Consider the following 17,342-nt stretch of genomic DNA (forward strand, 5'->3'; position numbering starts at 1 on the left):
TTGGAAAGACACTTTTTTCCCGGAATGTGGTCTGTCGTGAGCCATTTGCGCCAATGAGCCGGGGCATGGTCGTTTAGTTTGGCGAGAATTGCACGCAAGGGCAACTTTCTCCTGCGAATCATTAGATGTAGATTAGAGAATGCGCGCCTGGCGTAACGGTAGCCCGGTTATTTGATTTGCCATGTGTCGCCAATGGGCGCGCCATTGGGCGTGAAGACGGGCAGCCTGATGAGGGTGTCCGCGCTGTACAGGCCAACGATAACCGGATGGCGCGCGGGATCGTAGGCCTCGTCCAGGGTGATCAAGTGTTGATCCCGCACAAGGAGGTCTGGTTGCCACCAGGTTGTGGGCCAATACCCTTGCGCGGGCTGTTGGTCGTCCTGCCCAATGAGAAAACCGTCATCGCTTACGTGGACGAAGGCCACCAGTGTCTCGGTGATGGGGGCGTCGGTGGACCAGGTGAGGGTGACGGCCAGATGAAGCGGGTCGGTTTGGGCGACTTCGACCTGCTCCAGGTGGATGTTGTCGCCAAAACGGGTGAGCGCGGCGCGAGGCGGGATGGGTTCCCGTTGGAAATGAACAAATAGCGGATAGGGTTCTGGTTCCAGGTCGCCGCGCCCCAGGCTGCCTGTTTCCGCCGAAATGAGAGCGGGGGGGGGCAGCGTCTGACGCAGGAAATCCAATGATTGATAGGGCCAGATGTAGAGGCCGGCAGAACCGGCGATGATGGGTGGCGGCGGGATGGTGGCGTCGAAGGCGACGACGGGTTGCTCGGGGTTTACCAGGAAACGGATGGAGGGCCAGTTGTCGGCGAAGCGTTTTTCCAGGTAGATGACCTGGCTGTGGTGGTCGGCGTTAATTTGTTCGGCCAGGTCGCGTGCACCGCTCTCAAAAAGGTAGGCGGTGTCTGGTTGGCGGGTGTAGGCGGCGTAGTCGCGGATGGTGAGGGCGAGGCTGCCGAGGAGAAGCAGGGGGATGAGGGTGTATCGCAGGCGGGGCCAGGCGGCGAGTTGGTTGAGGCCGAGCGCGGGGAAGAAGAGAAATGCCGGCAGCACTCCCACCGCGCGTAAGAAATGGGGCGTATCCTCCGCCAGGATCGTTGGCCCCAGCATGACGCCGCTCCACAGCAGCAGCGCCGCCGCCGTCGGCCTGCGCCAGTGGCGCGCGCACCAGGCCACACCCCCGAGAAAGGGAACGGACATGAGCCAATCAAAAACGGGGCGCCCGGCGGGATTGTGGCGCAAAATAACGTCGCCGCGCCAGCAGCACATGCCCAGCCCCTGCCAGGTATGTCGCCAGAGCGTGCCCCATAGGTCGCCGCCGTTGATGGCCGGGTCGAGGATGGAGACCTGACCGATGCGGCCCAGCACCAGCGCCGGATTTTGCAGCGCCAGCCAGACCAGCGGCGCGGTCACGAGGGCGGTGGTGATGGTGAACCAGCCAAGTCCCGGCCACAATGCCTGCCGCCAGTCTTTCCCTCGCTGCCTAAGCATCAGGTAGAGCAGTAGCAGCAGGAAAAGAAGGGGGGTGAAGCGGACGGGGAGATAGGTGTAGAAGCTGAGGCCGTAGAGCAGCCCGGCGATAATCCACCACCGCCGCCGGCGTTGGCGGTAGGCCAATGTTCCGATCCAGAGGGTTGCCGCCAGCAGGGGGACGAGCAGGATGGGGCGTAGACCGATGCGGCTGAGGTGAATGGGCCAGAGGGTGATGGCCCACAGCCACGCCGCGAGCAGGCCCACGCGCTGGCTGAACCAGGCAGCGGCCAGTTTGTAGGTAATCCAGGTTGTTAAGGTTCCGGTGAGCGCCGCTGCCAGGCGCACGGCGAACACGGTGCGGCCAAAAAGGGCCGTGCTCAGTGCTGTCAGGTAAATGTAGGCGGGTTCGCGCCCATTGTTGGCGCTAAAAAAGAGGGCGACGTGCCCTCTCAGCACATCCAGGGCATCCAGGCCGTTGAATGCTTCATCTCGATAAAGCCCTGGAGGCGCACTGCTTAGAAGCCAGAGTCGTAGCGCGGCGCCCACGAGGATGGCCAACAGTAAAAAAACCCATCCGAAGTGGGATGGGCCCGGGTGTGACGATGTATGGTGTGGGGTACTGTGATGCGCAGTTGTCAAATCGGGGCAAGTATAGCAAAATAGGATTCTGTGTCAACTTTCACAAACCGGGTTGGCATTAGGTCATTCCCGCGCGCCGGCGGGAAGATGTCATGATATCTGGCGGACTGGAGCAGTCTTAGGGACTGCTCCAGTCTTTTCTCAGGAGTTTGTTTTTTCCCATGCGTGTGTTGATGGTGTCCAAGGCTTGCCTGGTGGGGGCCTACCAGACTAAGCTGGAAGCAATTGCTCGTTGTGACGATGTGGAGCTTCAGGTTATTGTTCCGCCCCGTTGGGATGACCCCGCCGGTTCTGTTCTGTTGGAGCGGGGACATACCGAGGGGTACAGTTTGCTGGTTGATCCCATGCGCTTCAACGGGCATTATCACTTCCATTATTATCCACGTTTGCCGCGGCGCATTCGCGCCTTTCGTCCGCATATTTTGCACATGGATGAGGAGCCGTACAATCTGGCGACGTGGTTGGCGGTTCGGGAAGCGCGTCGCCAGGGGGTAAAGAGTCTCTTTTTTTCCTGGCAAAATATCCACCAGAATTATCCGTTTCCGTTCAGTCGTCTGGAGAAACAGGTGCTGGAGTGGGTGGATTACGCCATTATGGGGAATGCCGCGTCAGTGGAGGTGTGGCGGGCCAAGGGGTATCGCCACCGCTGCGCCGTGATTCCGCAATTTGGGGTGTCCCCGGCGCTGTATACGCCGCCGGCGCGGCGGGACCCGGGGCGTGGGTTTGTTATTGGTTCGGCCAGCCGTCGGCTTGTGCCGGCAAAAGGCGTGGATTTGCTGTTGCAGGCGGCGGCGACGTTGCCGGGTATCTGGCGGTTGCATATCGCGGGGGATGGCCCGGAGCGGGGACGGCTGGAGCAGATGGCGCAGTCGTTGGGGATTGCGGAGCGGGTCTTTTTTGATGGAGTGATTTCGTCGGAGCGAATGCCGGCATACTTGCGCCAGCTAGATGTGTTGGTTCTGCCATCACGCACAACCCCGCAATGGAAAGAGCAGTTTGGCCGCGTTCTTGTGGAAGCCATGGCCTGCGAGGTAGCCGTCGTGGGGTCCGATAGCGGCGAAATCCCCAACGTTATCGGCGATGCCGGCCTGATTTTCGCGGAAGATGACGTGGAAGCACTGGCCGCGCATTTGCGGCAACTCATCCAACAACCCGCCTGGCGGGACGAATTGGGGCGGCGGGGGCGTCGCCGGGCGCTGGCGCGGTATTCGCAGAGCCAGATCGCCGCGCAAACGGTGGCTGTTTATAGGGAAATCATGGGCGACGCCTGATATACTTGGGCGGGTGGGTGCTGCCGCGAAGAGCAATTGCCCATGGTGGCGGAGCGGTGTTCACCGTCGAATAACCACCAACTGACAACAAGAGTACAGGAGTAGTCGTAATTTGGATACCAGACCATCGGGTTTGAAGCGGGTGCTGCGTGGCCTGGGTTACGCTTTGCTGATTATTGGCGTGCTGTTGGCGCTTTACGGGGGCACGGCGTATGTTGCCTGGCAAAGTGGGCAATCGCTGCGACGGGAGAAGATAGAGACGGAGATGGCGGCGGAATTGGCGCGGCAGTTGGAATTGGCGCGGGAAGATGTGAATGCCGGCAGATATGACCTGGCTCTACATCGGATGGAATGGATATTGCAGCAGCAACCGGACTACCCCGGCGTGCGCGAATTGCAAAACCAGGCCATCATCGCCCGTGACGTTGTCCTGACCCCTTCCCCGACGCCGACCCTCACGCCCACCCCCACGATCACGCCCACGCCAGAGCCGGTGTCTGAACTGGAGCGGCTGCAACAGTTGGTGCGGCAGCAAGCGTGGCAGGATGCCATCTCCGCCATTATTAATTTCCAGGCGGCCAATCCGAACTACCAGCGGTTGCAAACGGACAAACTGCTCTACGATGCTTACGTCGCCTATGGCGTGGAACTGTTGTATGGGGAGCAGGTGGAATTGGGGCTGGCCTATCTTTCGCAGGCGGAAAGATTGGGGGCGCTGGCGACGGACGTGATCGACCAGATGAGTTGGGCGGAGATGTATCTGCGGGGGATTGCCTTTTACGGAGTGGATTGGAATGCGGCTATTGCCTATTTCTCGGATCTGTGTCTGGTGGCGCCTTTTTACCAAAATGCGTGTGAAAAACTGAATACGGCACGTATTGCTTACGCGGACCAATACGCCGTTGCCCTCGACTGGTGTCCCGCCGAACGATATTATCGTGACGCGCTGAACCAGACCTACAGCCGCGACCTGGCACAGAAGGTGGATGAGGCGCGCCAGGGATGCCAGGAGGCCACGCCGACGCCCACTCCCACGCTGGAGCCAACGGAAACGCCCGCGATTGAGGCTACCCCCACGCCTTGATGGCGGGTAGGCGTTCGATTGCCTGAGCCTGTCGAAGGCAACAGGGGCTTCCACTAGCTCAGCCGAGGAGAAGGTTAGCAGTCGAGGCGTATGCCGGCATAAGAACGCTGTTGCCATTTTCCCCATGTGCCTGCGCGCGCGTCACACGTTGCCCCTTGTGATGATATAATCTTGGGGATGGCTGAACAGGGCGAACCATTAAGCGAACGAGAACTTGACGTGCTGCACGCGGTGGCGCGGGGTGCTTCCACGCGCGAGATCGGGCAAGATTTATCGATCAGCCCGAACACGGTGAAAGTGCATCTACGCCGCATCTACGCCAAATTAGGTGTCTCGTCGCGGACGGAAGCGATGCGCGCGGCGCTGGCGCAGGGGCTGGTCACGCTGCCCGATATGCCCCTGTCGTCACCCGCGCCCACGACGGACGAGAGCAAGAACGAGGACGTCGCGGAAGCGTCGTCTGAAACATTCCCCCTTATCATTCACAATGACAATCAAGCGGCGGATACGCCATCGGAGACGGCGCGTCTGCCTGTGCGTCAGGCGGCGGACCGTGCCGTGCCCTGGCGCTGGGGGCTGGCGGTGGTGGTGCTGGCGGCGGTGTTGCTGGCCGGTCGCTGGTTGCTGCGCGGCAGTGCGCCCACGCAAAGCCCGACGCCTACGCCCGCGCCCGCGCAGGAAATTGGACAATCGCGCTGGTTTGCTGTGGCGGCGATGCCGCAACCCGCGGCGCATATGGCCGTGGCCTCGCTGGGGCTAGACCTGTATCAGATTGGCGGGCAGACGGCGGTGGGGGTGGTGAATACGGCGCGTCTTTACGACACGCGCGCGGGGCAATGGCGGCTGTTGTCGGCCAAACCGACGGCGGTCGCGGATGCGGCGGCGGCGGTGCTGGGTGGAGAGGTGTACGTGGCCGGAGGAAGATTGGCGGATGGGCAACCGGCGGCGGTGGTGGAGGCGTACAGCCCGACCAACAACGCCTGGCGACCGGTGGCCAGTTTGCCGCGCCCCAGCATGGGGGGCTTGCTGCTTTCTGATGGCGGGTTGCTTTATTTTCTGGGCGGGGAGGATGATGGGGAAACGTTGGCGGATAGTTATGTTTATGATCCGGGGAGCGATCGTTGGCGTGTTTTGCCGGCATTGCGCCAGGCACGCGCATTTGCCGCCGGCGGCGTCGTCCGGGGGATTTTGTACGTGGTGGGGGGGATGGCGGAAGGAGAACCGTTGGCCTCCTGCGAGACGTTTGATCCTATCGCTGAAAGCTGGTCCGCCTGCGCGGACATGGCGCAGCCGCGCGCCGGAGCGGGAGCGGCGGTGCTGGTGAATAAGTTATATGTCTTGGGAGGCGCGTCGGGGCCGGTAACGGGGGCGCTGTATGACCCGAAAACGGCGACGTGGGAGTCGGTGGACATCCCGCAAGCGATTACGGCGTGGCGTTACTTTGGCATGGCGGCGATTGAGTCGCGCATTTATGTGTTTGGCGGGGAGCAGGAGGGGGAGGTTTATGCCGGCATGGTTTACTTCGCTCCCCTGGAAAACAAAATCTACCTGCCTGCTGCGCCCGGCGGTGGCTAGTCCGCACACCCAGCGCCTCAGGCGGCTGCCTCATAAGGCTGGATGTGGTCGTCCCCCCAGGCGGAGCCGTAGTACCAGGAGATGACGCGCGCTTCCAACCAGGGATAGAGCGCCTGCAACAGGGAAATGCCGGCAGGTGACGCCAGCGCCATTAACAATTTCTCCTGAGAAGGGAAATAAAGCGCGTACGTGAGGTGAAAGCGAGACTCGCCGCCCGGTTTGCCGTCAATGCGGCACACCTCGCTGCGCAGGAGGCCGGGGAGCTGTTCCGCCAGCGGCAAATGCTGCTGCACAAAAAACGCTTCCAGTGCCTCTTCATCATCAACACGTCGATACATGGTTACAAGTTTATACATGGGCGGTATTCTAGCGACGGGCGGGCGTTTTGCCTATGTACAAATGCCGCGAGTTCCCTATGGAACGGAAATCAAACAAGACAACGAAGTTGTTTCCTTACCGTTTCTGCAAACTGACGAGGCAATTCCGTACTTTATTTCATCGTCGCTCCTATGGGTGGGGCGCACCAACAAGAGGGACGAAATCAGCAGGATTTAGCGAATGCTCATTTTGCCGCATTCCGTCTTTCGCCAGGTCGAGTTAGAGACTCGACCTACTCCTGGCGTGACGCGAAAAATACAGGATTTATGGGACAATACGGGGGCAATACAGTGGCAATTCGCTTGGAAGGCGTCAGGAATTCGTATGAAATTTGCCGGTAATAATGCGTTTGCTATAATGGCACCGGTGATCTATGGGAAGAGGATTACATAAATAGCTATGAATTTTGCTGATTCTAGCATGCCGTGGTTGCTCGGTGGCTTGGCGTCGCTGATTATAATTTCCCTCAGCCTGACATTTAAGTCATGGCGTGAGGTGAAGCGGTCGCCCTACTTCTTTATGAGGAGGCAGGCGCAAATCCGATTGCAGCAGTACACGACTGTCAGCGTTGTTTTTGCCCTTCTCGCCTCCGTCGTTTTCTGGTATGGGTGGAGCCCCGTTCAAGATACAACCCCCCGGTTTGCCATCATCTCCAATACCAAGCCTGTTTTTGCCGCGGAAAGCGTGGCGGAGACGCGCGATGCGGCGCCGCGAGTGGTGCGGATCGACTCGCCAGCGGCAGCCGCGTCGTTAGTAGACCAACCTGCCGCGGCAAATGCGCTTGTTTCACCCCCTTCGGTTGACGAGGCGCAAACGATTGATGCCCTGGCCGCTGTGCCCGCGGAATTGCCGGCACAATTCCGCACCCCCTACGAAGCCCAAAGCGAATTGACGGAGAAAACGACGCTTGGTAGCATTGCTTTTTCCCGGCAAGTCAGCGACGCTTACGAGCCGGTGCTGCCCTCGCGCATTTTCGAAGCAGGCTACTATACCATTTACGCTACCTTCTCTTATGATGGCATGGCGGATGGCATGGAGTGGGCCTGGGTGTGGCGGCACAACGGACAGCCGGTGAGCGGCGGCACGCAGTTGTGGAATTATGGGGCGGATGGTCCGGGTTATGTGTATCTAAACCCCGAAGAAGGATTCCAGCCGGGACAGTACACACTGCAAGTGTGGGTGAATGAGCAGTTGATGACGGAATCGAATCTAATTGTCACGGCGGCGGCGACCTCGCGTTAACGGTTTTTCCGTCACGTCGGCGACCCATTCCCTAACGATAATGACCCAGCCTGGTGCTGGGTTTTTCTTTTTCCCTGCAAGGCGAGCGTGTTCCTGATGCGCGGGCGTACCATCCGACTGCCTCTCGACCGGCTCAAGGTCTGTTTGCGCCGAAGCCACGAAGGACGAAGTAGCTCAAGCCTGCGCGCATGGCTGTTTTATCCGCGTTCTTCCGTGGTTATCCGTGTCCCGCTTTGGGTCTGATCAGGTGCTTTCGTCTTGTTCCGGCAGGCGAGTGGCGGCGAGTACTTCTGGTTCTCGTTTTGTGAGGGCGCTGCCGGCATATCGCGTGCCCCACCAGAATACGAGACCACCGTAGGCCAGCGCCAGGGGCAGCCCCAACCACGACACCCAGGGGCGTTCTAGAATCAAGCCGAGGACCAGCGGCAGGACGGCGGGGAGGGCGGCGACGAAGTGGACGATGGGGGCTACGAAGGCGGCCACGATGCCTGTAAGACAGCTTCCGCCGGTCACGCGCACGCCACGGCGCGAGGTGGATTCCAGGTTGACCGGCATGGGGAAATAGACGGAAAGGAGGGCGCTCACGGCCAGGGAGGAGAGTCCAATGATCAGGGCGGTGAAAAATGCCGGCACGAGTAACGCCTCCCTCGTGAAAATCAGCAGCAGCGCCATCATGCCCAGCAACACCCCGCCCATCACCAGCAGCAGCGCGGCTCCCTTCGCCAGAAAAATACGCTGCCGGGGCACGGGCGTGGTCAACAACTGCGCCAGTCCTACTCCTTCCATGCCCAGCATATTCTGCCCCATGATCCAAAACATGAAGAGACTGTATGCCGGCAGCGCCAGACTCAACCAGCGCCCACTCTCACCAATCAGCGAGGATCCGCTGGCAAGAAAACCGCCCCCCATGATAAAAGGCAAAATCAGCGTCTGAATTAGCCCGACCCGCCGCTGTGGAATCCGCCACAGCGATTTCAACTCCTTCATCATCAGGTCGCCAACATCCGCCGGCAGCCACACCCACCCCCGCGCCACGGGCCGCGACGCCGCCTGCTTCTCTTTTTCCGCGCGCGGTGCCAGGTTGATCAGGAATCCCTCGCCCGTGAGCCAGCGCAGTAGCAGCCGCGACCATGCCCAGGCGATCAGCAGCAGCCAAAGCGCCGCGTATCCCAACCATAGCAGCGAACGACTCCATTCGCCCAGGCTTGCCTGTTCAATAGCCCGTGCCACCGCTCCCGGCGGCAGCCATTGCAGCACATCTAACGGGCGCCACGTCGCCAACTGATCAGGATTGATGCTTGTGCGGCGTAGGAGCTGCTCAAAGCCGTTTTGCAGAAAGTAACAGGATGTGCCCAACAGGGAGAGCAGGATGATGCTGATGTCGCGGAAGCGGCGGCTGCGCAAGATACCGCCGGCAATGGTCACCACCAGTTGGCTGGTTAAGACCATGTGCCCATAGAGTAGCGGCAGGGCCAGGGGCAAAATGAGCAACGCGGGGGAAATGCCCCAACCAATGAGGATCGCCAGGAAGAGGGGCAGCATCAGGTACGTGGGAAAGTCAAACAGTGTTCCCAACACGAAACTGACGGCCAGATCGCGCCGCGTCACGGGGTAGACGAGCAGCCGTGTCAGGTCCATGCCTTCGTTGAGCGAAAATAGCAGGATGGGGGCCAGCAGCCAGATGCCCCAGAGGAGGACGACGACCCCGCCCAGCAGTTGTGCCGGCCAGGGAGCGGGGAGGCGCAGATAGCCGATGGTTGTGCCCACGGCCGCGCCGAGGAAGAGCGGCAGCACGAAGATGCCCAATATGATTGCGCCGACGATCCTGCCCGGCTCGCTGACGTACTGCCGCCAGGTGAGGCGGGCGCGCAGGCGGAAGAGCGCCTTCTGTTGGACGAGGTTCAACCCCAATCGGTCTGTCAGCCCAGCCATGAGAGCCGTCCTTCACCTTCCAGTTGGTTGTTGACATCCGCGGCGCCGACGGCGCGCAGGAAGATTTCTTCCAGGGTGGCGGTTTCGCCTGCCTGGGCGCGCTGGCGTAGTTCGGCAATGCTGCCGGAGGCGACGAGTTTGCCTTCGGCGATGACGCCGACGCGGGTACAAAGCCGTTCCACGACTTCCAAAATGTGCGAGGAGAACATGATGGTGGTTCCGCCGGCGCGTAGCCGCTGCAAGGTGTCGCGGATGGCCCGCCCGCTGATGGCGTCGATGCCCTCGAAGGGTTCATCGAGGAAGAGGACGCGCGGGGCGTGAATGATGGCGGCGGCCAGGGCGGTCTTTTTTTTCATTCCCGTGGAGTAGTCTACGATCAGTTTGTCGGCGTCGTCGCCGAGGTCCATCAGTTGCAGGAGTTCTTCGGTGCGGTGGCTGGCTTCGGTGTGGGGGAGGCCGTGCATTGTGCCGGCAAAATGGATGAACTCCCGTGCTGACAACCGTTTGTACAGGTTCAGCCCCTCTGGCAGCACGCCCAGCAGGCGTTTTGCCCGCAATGGTTCCTGCCACACATCGATGCCGTTGATCAAGGCCGTGCCCGACGTGGGGCGCAGCAGCCCGACCAGCATGTTAATGGTGGTCGATTTCCCGGCCCCGTTTGGCCCCAGGAAGCCAAAAAACTCGCCTTCCTCGACGGTCAGGTTGAGGTGATCGACGGCCACTTTGCGATCAAACTGTCGCGTGAGGTCAATGGTTTGTACGGCGGGTAGATTCATGAGGGTTCCTTTGCGTGAAGGAGGATAAAGGTAGGGAAATGTGACTACTAAGCCCGATTGGACCAATTTTCTCCGCTGAAATGGGTCCAATTTCCCAAGAGCGTTAGTCGTTACAGGGAAATTATGCGTTGATTGGCAAATGCCGGCAACTTCCTATCTCGCGCGGGATTGTTCGGAAAAGCGAACGACGTGCTTCCGGCTGCTGACGACTGTTTTCGCGGATTCTTATCCTATTTCGCCTCTTTCCGCGATCCAAAAAAAAAAGCGGTGGACTGTTGCCAGTCCACCGCTTTTTCTTCCGAATCGGAAACGGTAGGGGCTATTGACCGCCAATTACGACAACGTCTTGCGCTGCCGGGCCTTTGCGTCCTTCACCGACGGTGAATTCAACGCGCTGCCCTTCTTCCAGGGAGCGAAAGCCGCGGCCGTTGATCGCATTGTAATGGACGAAGATGTCAGGGGCGTTATCACGGGCAATAAAGCCGTAGCCTTTGTCCGCGCTAAACCACTTAACAACTCCAACTTCACGTTCTGCCATTGTAAACCTCTCTTTGTAACAAAAAAACTGAAGACAACTGTTGGCAGAACGTTCTGAACTGGCTCTTTCTGGAAGAAAACACACACAAAAACGGCTGCCAAACCGAACACCATCTTATCACATTTCGCCAATTTGCCCACAATTTGTCAATGGGTGTGTTTCGTTTTAGTTGAAAAACCATTCAGAAGCTCCTGTCATTCCTGCCCCCCAGGAATGCAGTCGATAGTAGCAGGGTTTCCCGCCATCGCGGGAGTGATAAGCCAAGTCGTTTCAGCTCGTTTGAAGCACACCCTTTGGAAAATCGGCGCACGGCAAGGGTTGTTCGATTGAGACTATTCAGCCTCCAGCATACATGGTCCAACGAACCTTCCCAGAAGCTCGATTTCAGCCCCCCCGATTCTCCTTCACCTGTTCCCCACTGATTGCGCCGGGTGCGCGGAACTTTTGTTGATAACCCATGAGCCCATTGCCTCTCACAGAAATACGGGGAACACAAGTTGTTTCCGCCCGAGTCGAGGCGCGGAACAGTATTCGCCCCACAAAAATGACGGTGTCCACAAAAACCCCGCGCACCCGATTGCGCCTGTATGTTTTACGGCACACGCTGAATCAGATACAATGTTCTCGTCCGCGCCGGCACCTTGTCAACTTGCCCGGTCGTTGCTTGACCACCACCCGCCGACCACCGTCAACTACGAGAACACCGAAAAACCGGGTTTCTCGGCCTGGCGCGTCGTCCGGGGAGAAGAAATCGGTTTTTTGGCCCAGAACGACTTGGTTTTTCCGCGTTAATCCGTGCCTTACTTTCAAGGAGAAAACCTATGGAGGCTCCCACAGCCACCCCATTTGCCTGGTATCCCACCCCCGATTATGTAAACCACTCTGTCCTGCAACAGTTCATGGATGCCCACGGGTTGGATTCATTGGACGCCTTAATGGACCGCTCCACGAAGGACATTGGCTGGTTTTGGGAAGCTGTGCTGACCCAGCTAGACATCCAGTTTTACCGACCTTATGAGAAAATTGTGGACACGTCTGCCGGCATTCCCTGGACCCAATGGTGCGTTGGCGGCCAGATGAACATCGCTCACAATTGCCTGGACAAATGGATGGGCACATCCACGCAAAACCGCGCCGCCCTGCGTTGGGAAGGGGAAGAAGGCCAGACGCGCACCCTCACCTACGGCGACCTCCTGCGCGAAGTCAACCGCGTCGCCAACGGTCTGCGCGCCCTCGGCCTGGGGCGCGGCGACGCCATTGGCCTCTACATGCCCATGACGCCGGAAATCGCCATCGCCCTGCTGGCCATCGCCAAAATCGGCGCCGTCATCCTGCCCCTGTTTTCCGGTTTTGGCGAAGGGGCCATCGTCAGCCGCCTGGCCGACGCCAACGCCAAAGCCCTCTTCACCGCCGATGGCGCGCCACGACGGGGCAAAGTAGTTGCCATGAAACCGGTGGCGGACGCGGCAGTGGCCCAGGTTCCTACGATACAGCACGTCATTGTGCAGCGGCGTGCCGGCAACGAAATAGCCTGGACCGAAGGGCGCGACATCTGGTGGTCCGACCTGGTGGCCGGGCAGCCCCTCACCGCGGAGACAACGCGCACCGACGCCGACGAGACGCTGATGATCATCTACACGTCGGGGACCACGGGCCGACCGAAAGGAGCCGTCCACAGCCACTGCGGCTTTCCCATCAAAGCGGCGCAGGACATGGCGCACGGCATGGACATGCAATCGTCAGACACCATGTACTGGGTCTCGGACATGGGGTGGATGATGGGGCCGTGGGAGTTGTTTGGCACGCTGCTATTGGGGGGAACGATGCTGTTTTACGACGGCGCGCCCGATTATCCCCAACCGGATCGGCTGTGGTCGCTGATTGAGCGGCACGGCGTGACCATTTTCGGGGTTTCGCCGACGTTGGTGCGGGCGCTGATTCCGCATGGGGAGGAAATCGTGCGCGCACATGACCTGTCTTCGCTGCGCATTCTAGGTTCCACCGGCGAGCCGTGGAACCCGGAACCGTGGTGGTGGTTCTTCCGCCACGTGGGGCAAGGTCGCTGCCCAATCATCAACTACTCCGGCGGCACGGAGATCTCCGGCGGCATCGTCATGGGCAATGTGCTGACGCCGGTGAAGCCCTGCGCCTTTTCCGGGGTGCCGCCGGGCATGGCCGTGGACGTGGTGGATGAGGATGGAAACTCGGTGCGCGGCCAGGTGGGGGAATTGGTGATTCGCCAGCCGTGGATCGGCATGACGCGCGGCTTCTGGCGGGATCGCGCGCGGTATCTGGCGGCTTACTGGTCCCGCTTCCCCAACCTCTGGGTGCATGGGGATTGGGCGTTGGTGGATGGCGAGGGTCAGTGGTACATTCTGGGGCGGTCGGATGATACGATTAAGGTGGCCGGCAAACGTGTCGGCCCGGCGGAAGTTGAATCAATCCTCGTCAACCACCCCGCCGTCGTGGAAGCGGCAGCCATCGGCATTCCCGACGAGCTGAAAGGGCAGGTCGTGGTTGTCTTCTGCGTCCTCGTCCCCGGAACGGCGGCCACGCCCGCCCTGGCGGCGGCGCTGCAAGCGTGGGTGGCGCAGGAATTGGGCAAGCCGCTGCAACCACGAGATATTCTATTTGTGGCTGACCTGCCGAAAACGCGCAGCGCCAAAGTGATGCGGCGCGTGATCAAGGCGGCCTACCTGGGTGAGAACGCGGGCGACCTCTCCTCGCTGGCGAATCCGGGCGCGGTGGAGGCGATCAGGCAGCAGGCCGTGAGCGTGGAGGAGTAGATGCTGGATTACGGACGCGAGATATGTGGTGTGCTGCCGTCGGCGGAGCGGCGGGAATGGCTGGTGACGAATGGGATTGGCGGGTATGCGATGGGCACGATTGCCGGCACGCTCACCCGCCGCTACCATGGTCTCCTCGTTGCCGCCCTGAAACCTCCGCTGGGGCGCACCCTCATGCTCGCCAAACTGGATGAAACCGTTACCTACCAGGGCCAGGAACACAAAATACACAATAACCGCTGGGCCAGCGGCGAAGTCGAACCAAACGGCCATCACTACCTGGAAAGTTTCCACCTGGAAGGCACGACTCCCGTCTGGTGTTACGCCCTGGCGGATGCCCTGCTGGAAAAACGCATCTGGATGCAACCCGGAACGAACACAACCTACATCCGCTACACCATGGCGCGGGGCCTTGCTCCCGTGAAGATGTACGCCAAAGCGTTCGTCAACTACCGTGATTATCACGCGACGACGATTGCCGCCGATTGGGCCACCCAAATCGAAACCCTGCACGAGTCGGGAATGAAGATTACGGCGTTTCCCGGAGCCGCACCGCTGTATCTTTTGTGTGATGCCGGCAAAGCCTGGCCGGAAACTGACTGGTATTGGTACGAAGACTTCTTCCTCAGCGTGGAAGAGTATCGCGGCTTCAACGACGTCACCGAAGACCACCTCTATCCCGGCACATTTGAAATTGAACTAAAACCAGGCGACTCCGCGACCATCATCGCCAGCACCGAACCCACCCCCAACCCGGATGGCGGCGCGGCCTTAATCGCCCGGCAGACGTACGAAGCCCACCTGCCGCGGCGCGCGCCGGCGCTGGACGCGCCCCGCTTGCGCCACCTGGCGCTGGCCGCGGACCAGTTCATCGTCCGCCGCGCCACGCCCGCCGACGCCGAAGGCCGCTCCATCATTGCTGGCTATCCCTGGTTCAGCGACTGGGGGCGGGACACGATGATCGCCCTGCCCGGACTCACCCTGACCACCGGGCGCGCGGCGGACGCGGCCAAGATTCTGCGCACGTTTGCCCGTTTTGTGGACCGGGGGATGCTGCCCAACCGCTTCCCGGATGCCGGCGAAACGCCCGAATACAACACGGTGGACGCCACCTTGTGGTATTTTGAGGCCATTCGCGCCTATTTCGCGGCCACTAACGACCTGGAACTGGTGCGCGAGCTGCAACCGGTGCTGGCGGACATTATCGCCTGGCATCAGCGAGGCACGCGCTACCAGATTCATGTCGATGAGGAAGATGGCCTGCTCTTTGCCGGTGAGAAGGGCGTTCAACTAACGTGGATGGACGCCAAAGTGGATGACTGGGTGGTGACGCCGCGCATCGGCAAACCGGTGGAGGTGAATGCGCTCTGGTACAATGCGCTGCGGGTGATGGGGCATTTGTGCCGATCCCTGGAAATGGACACCGCGCCCTACGACACCCTGGCCGACCGCGCGCGCGCCGGTTTTGCCCGCTTTTGGAACGACCGGCGCGGCTGCTGCTACGACGTGCTGGACGGCCCTGCCGGGCACGATGACGCCCTGCGCCCCAACCAACTTTTTGCCGTCTCTTTGCCATATACACCCCTGCCCCCCGCGCGGCAGAAGGCTGTCGTGGATGTGTGCGCCGCGCATCTTCTCACTTCGCATGGCCTGCGTAGCCTGGCTCCCGACGACGAAGCCTACGTAGGCCACTACGGCGGCGACCCCTACGCCCGCGACGGCGCTTATCACCAGGGGACCGTATGGAGCTGGCTGATCGGCCCCTTTGTCAGCGCCCATTTGCGCGTTTACGGTAACCCGCGGCAGGCGCTGGCCTATTTGCGCCCGCTGCTGCATCAACTTGATGACCACGGCGTCGGCAGCGTCAGCGAGATTTTCGATGGCGACCCCCCATTTACGCCGCGCGGCTGTCCGGCGCAGGCGTGGGGCGTTGCCGAACTGTTGCGCGCGTGGCGGCAATGCCAACAGGCGCAGTCGGAGGAGCAATATGAGCAACAATAACTGGAATAATGGCCGTACCGACGATGGCGCGGCTTCGCCCATGACGGTCATGCGCAAACAGCCCATCGTCTCCATCCAGCCGCCACGGCTTTCCTCCCAGGCGGCCTGGACCATCGTCGGCCTGCTGACGGTTTTCACCGTCATACTGGCCCTTGTTTTTTGGCGGCGCGTCGCCGGCCAACCACCCGCCGCCAATGCGCAAACAGCAGTGGATGGTTCCCCAGGTGACCTCAACCCGGAAACGACCTATGAATGACACCCGTGCTGTTTTGATCACGGGCGCGGCGGGTTACTGGGGTCGTCGCCTGGCGCGGCGGCTGCTGCTGGAGCCGGGCCTGCGCGTGGTGGGGTTGGATAAGGAGGTGGTGCCGGAGCCGTATGCCGGCATTTCCTACCTCCAAAGCGACCTGCGCCACCGCGACCTCCCCGACCTGCTGGCTCAGGCCGACGTAGACGCCATTTGCCATCTCAGTTTCCAGCCCGCGCCCGTCCACAGCGAAGCCTCCTTTGAGCGCAACGTCATGGGCACGATCAACCTGTTTGGCGCCTGCGCGCAAGCCGGCGTGCGCAAGATCGTGGTCAAAAGCAGCACCGCCGTCTATGGCGCGCGCCACGATAACCCCGCCTTTTTGCGCGAAACACACCCTTTGCGCGGTAGTCGGCACACGGGCACGGTGCGCCACCAGATGGAAATCGAGCATTTTTGCCGCAAATTCCCGCACACCGACCCGGAAGCGCGGCTGACGGTGCTGCGCTTCGCCCACATCGTCGGTCCCACGGCGGACACGCGCATGACGCACTTCTTGCGCGAGGCGGGCGCACCCGTGCTGCTGGGGTTTGATCCCATGATGCAGTTTATTCACGAGGATGATGTGGTGGAGGCGCTGGCGCACGCCCTGCTCACGGATGTGACCGGTGTGTTCAATGTGGCCGCGCCGCCGCCGTTGCCGCTGACGCGGGCGTTGGCGCTGGCGCAAAAGATTCCTGTGGTTTTGCCGCATCCGCTGGCGTATTGGGGGGCGACGGTGGCGCCGGACGTGGCCCGTTATGCGCCGCTGCCACTGGATGATTTGCGTTATCGCTGCGTGGCGGATACGGAGAGGATGAGTGAGGTGTTGGGCTTTATGCCGGCAATCACCGCCGATGAAGCGTTACGTATGTTTGATGCCGGCAGCGGCCATCGCCTCCTGGCCGCCATCGTGGAACAAGCCGTCAACCAGGGGGAACAACTGCGCCGCTGGCTGGAAAGACAACGCAGCGGCGGCCAACCACAGGAGGCTCCACAGGAGGCTCCACAGGAGACTCCACGGGAGGATGCGGAATGAGCGCAGACACCCCCCACCGTTGCCAGGGAACCACCCGCGCCGGCCAGCCATGCCGCCGCTACGCCTCCCCCGGCTCCGACTATTGTCACTACCACCGGCCGGCGGCGGCTTCCCCTCCACCCGTTGCCTTTCCCATACGGGATGATGACCGCGCCGTGGATGGACAACCTGTTGCCGTCTCCCCGCTGGAGCCGTTGCGCCAGTACGTGACCCAACTCAACGACCTCGTGCGGCGGCTGCAAACGCTGCGGCCCCATTTTCGCCCCCCGGCGCTGGCCCGACATCCGCTGGGAGAACGGCTGCGCCAGGGGCTGGACCGC

At 61.0% G+C, this 17,342-nt stretch carries 13 protein-coding genes; 8 read left to right on the forward strand and 5 right to left on the reverse strand.

Going from position 1 to position 17,342, the window contains the following annotated elements; all coding sequences use genetic code 11:
- Positions 1–167: 167 nt before the first annotated feature.
- On the reverse strand, positions 168–2,033 hold the full coding sequence (locus tag H6650_04325; GenBank protein ID MCB8951222.1) for a glycosyltransferase family 39 protein: 1,866 nt from the start codon (positions 2,031–2,033) through the stop codon (positions 168–170).
- Between the two features lie 242 nt (positions 2,034–2,275).
- On the opposite strand from H6650_04325, the gene H6650_04330 reads away from it, so the two are divergent.
- The 3 genes from H6650_04330 (at position 2,276) to H6650_04340 (ending at position 6,044) form a co-directional block, all read left to right on the forward strand.
- Positions 2,276–3,385: a glycosyltransferase family 4 protein gene (locus H6650_04330; GenBank protein MCB8951223.1), complete on the forward strand. Its 1,110-nt coding sequence runs from the start codon at positions 2,276–2,278 to the stop codon at positions 3,383–3,385.
- 112 nt (positions 3,386–3,497) lie between these two features.
- Positions 3,498–4,469 carry a hypothetical protein gene (locus H6650_04335; GenBank protein MCB8951224.1) on the forward strand — a complete coding sequence of 324 codons (972 nt, stop codon included), beginning with the start codon at positions 3,498–3,500 and terminating at the stop codon, positions 4,467–4,469.
- Between the two features lie 171 nt (positions 4,470–4,640).
- Positions 4,641–6,044, forward strand: coding sequence for a hypothetical protein (locus H6650_04340; protein MCB8951225.1), 1,404 nt, complete (start codon positions 4,641–4,643; stop codon positions 6,042–6,044).
- A gap of 17 nt (positions 6,045–6,061) precedes the next feature.
- Here the strand turns inward: H6650_04340 and H6650_04345 are convergent, their stop codons facing one another.
- The gene (locus H6650_04345; GenBank protein MCB8951226.1) at positions 6,062–6,400 is read right to left on the reverse strand and encodes an EthD family reductase; all 339 of its coding nucleotides are present in this window, start codon (positions 6,398–6,400) and stop codon (positions 6,062–6,064) included.
- Positions 6,401–6,842: 442 nt separating this feature from the next.
- On the opposite strand from H6650_04345, the gene H6650_04350 reads away from it, so the two are divergent.
- Positions 6,843–7,664, forward strand: a complete 822-nt coding sequence (locus tag H6650_04350; protein ID MCB8951227.1) for a hypothetical protein — start codon at positions 6,843–6,845, stop codon at positions 7,662–7,664.
- A gap of 243 nt (positions 7,665–7,907) precedes the next feature.
- On the opposite strand, the gene H6650_04355 is transcribed toward H6650_04350, so the two are convergent.
- The 3 genes from H6650_04355 to H6650_04365 all read right to left on the reverse strand — a co-directional run bounded on the left by H6650_04355 (position 7,908) and on the right by H6650_04365 (position 10,910).
- Positions 7,908–9,596, reverse strand: coding sequence for a hypothetical protein (locus H6650_04355; GenBank protein ID MCB8951228.1), 1,689 nt, complete (start codon positions 9,594–9,596; stop codon positions 7,908–7,910).
- The gene (locus H6650_04360; GenBank protein ID MCB8951229.1) at positions 9,584–10,372 is read right to left on the reverse strand and encodes an ABC transporter ATP-binding protein; all 789 of its coding nucleotides are present in this window, start codon (positions 10,370–10,372) and stop codon (positions 9,584–9,586) included. Before H6650_04360 ends, H6650_04355 begins: the two co-directional genes overlap by 13 nt.
- Positions 10,373–10,691: 319 nt before the next feature.
- Positions 10,692–10,910: a cold-shock protein gene (locus H6650_04365; protein ID MCB8951230.1), complete on the reverse strand. Its 219-nt coding sequence runs from the start codon at positions 10,908–10,910 to the stop codon at positions 10,692–10,694.
- Positions 10,911–11,809: 899 nt separating this feature from the next.
- On the opposite strand from H6650_04365, the gene H6650_04370 reads away from it, so the two are divergent.
- From H6650_04370 to H6650_04385, 4 genes are read left to right on the forward strand one after another with little or no spacing between them, the layout of a single operon-like run.
- Entirely contained in the window at positions 11,810–13,696 is a 1,887-nt protein-coding gene (locus tag H6650_04370) for an AMP-binding protein (GenBank protein ID MCB8951231.1), read from the forward strand.
- Positions 13,697–15,697, forward strand: a complete 2,001-nt coding sequence (locus tag H6650_04375) for a glycogen debranching enzyme family protein (GenBank protein MCB8951232.1) — start codon at positions 13,697–13,699, stop codon at positions 15,695–15,697.
- Positions 15,684–15,953, forward strand: a complete 270-nt coding sequence (locus H6650_04380; GenBank protein ID MCB8951233.1) for a hypothetical protein — start codon at positions 15,684–15,686, stop codon at positions 15,951–15,953. Before H6650_04375 ends, H6650_04380 begins: the two co-directional genes overlap by 14 nt.
- A complete protein-coding gene (locus H6650_04385; protein MCB8951234.1) occupies positions 15,946–17,022 on the forward strand; it encodes an NAD-dependent epimerase/dehydratase family protein in 1,077 nt (358 codons plus the stop codon). Before H6650_04380 ends, H6650_04385 begins: the two co-directional genes overlap by 8 nt.
- The last annotated feature ends 320 nt before the right edge of the window (positions 17,023–17,342 follow it).

The sequence above is a fragment of the Ardenticatenales bacterium genome, from assembly GCA_020634515.1.
In the GTDB taxonomy this organism is placed as follows: Bacteria; Chloroflexota; Anaerolineae; order Promineifilales; family Promineifilaceae; genus JAGVTM01.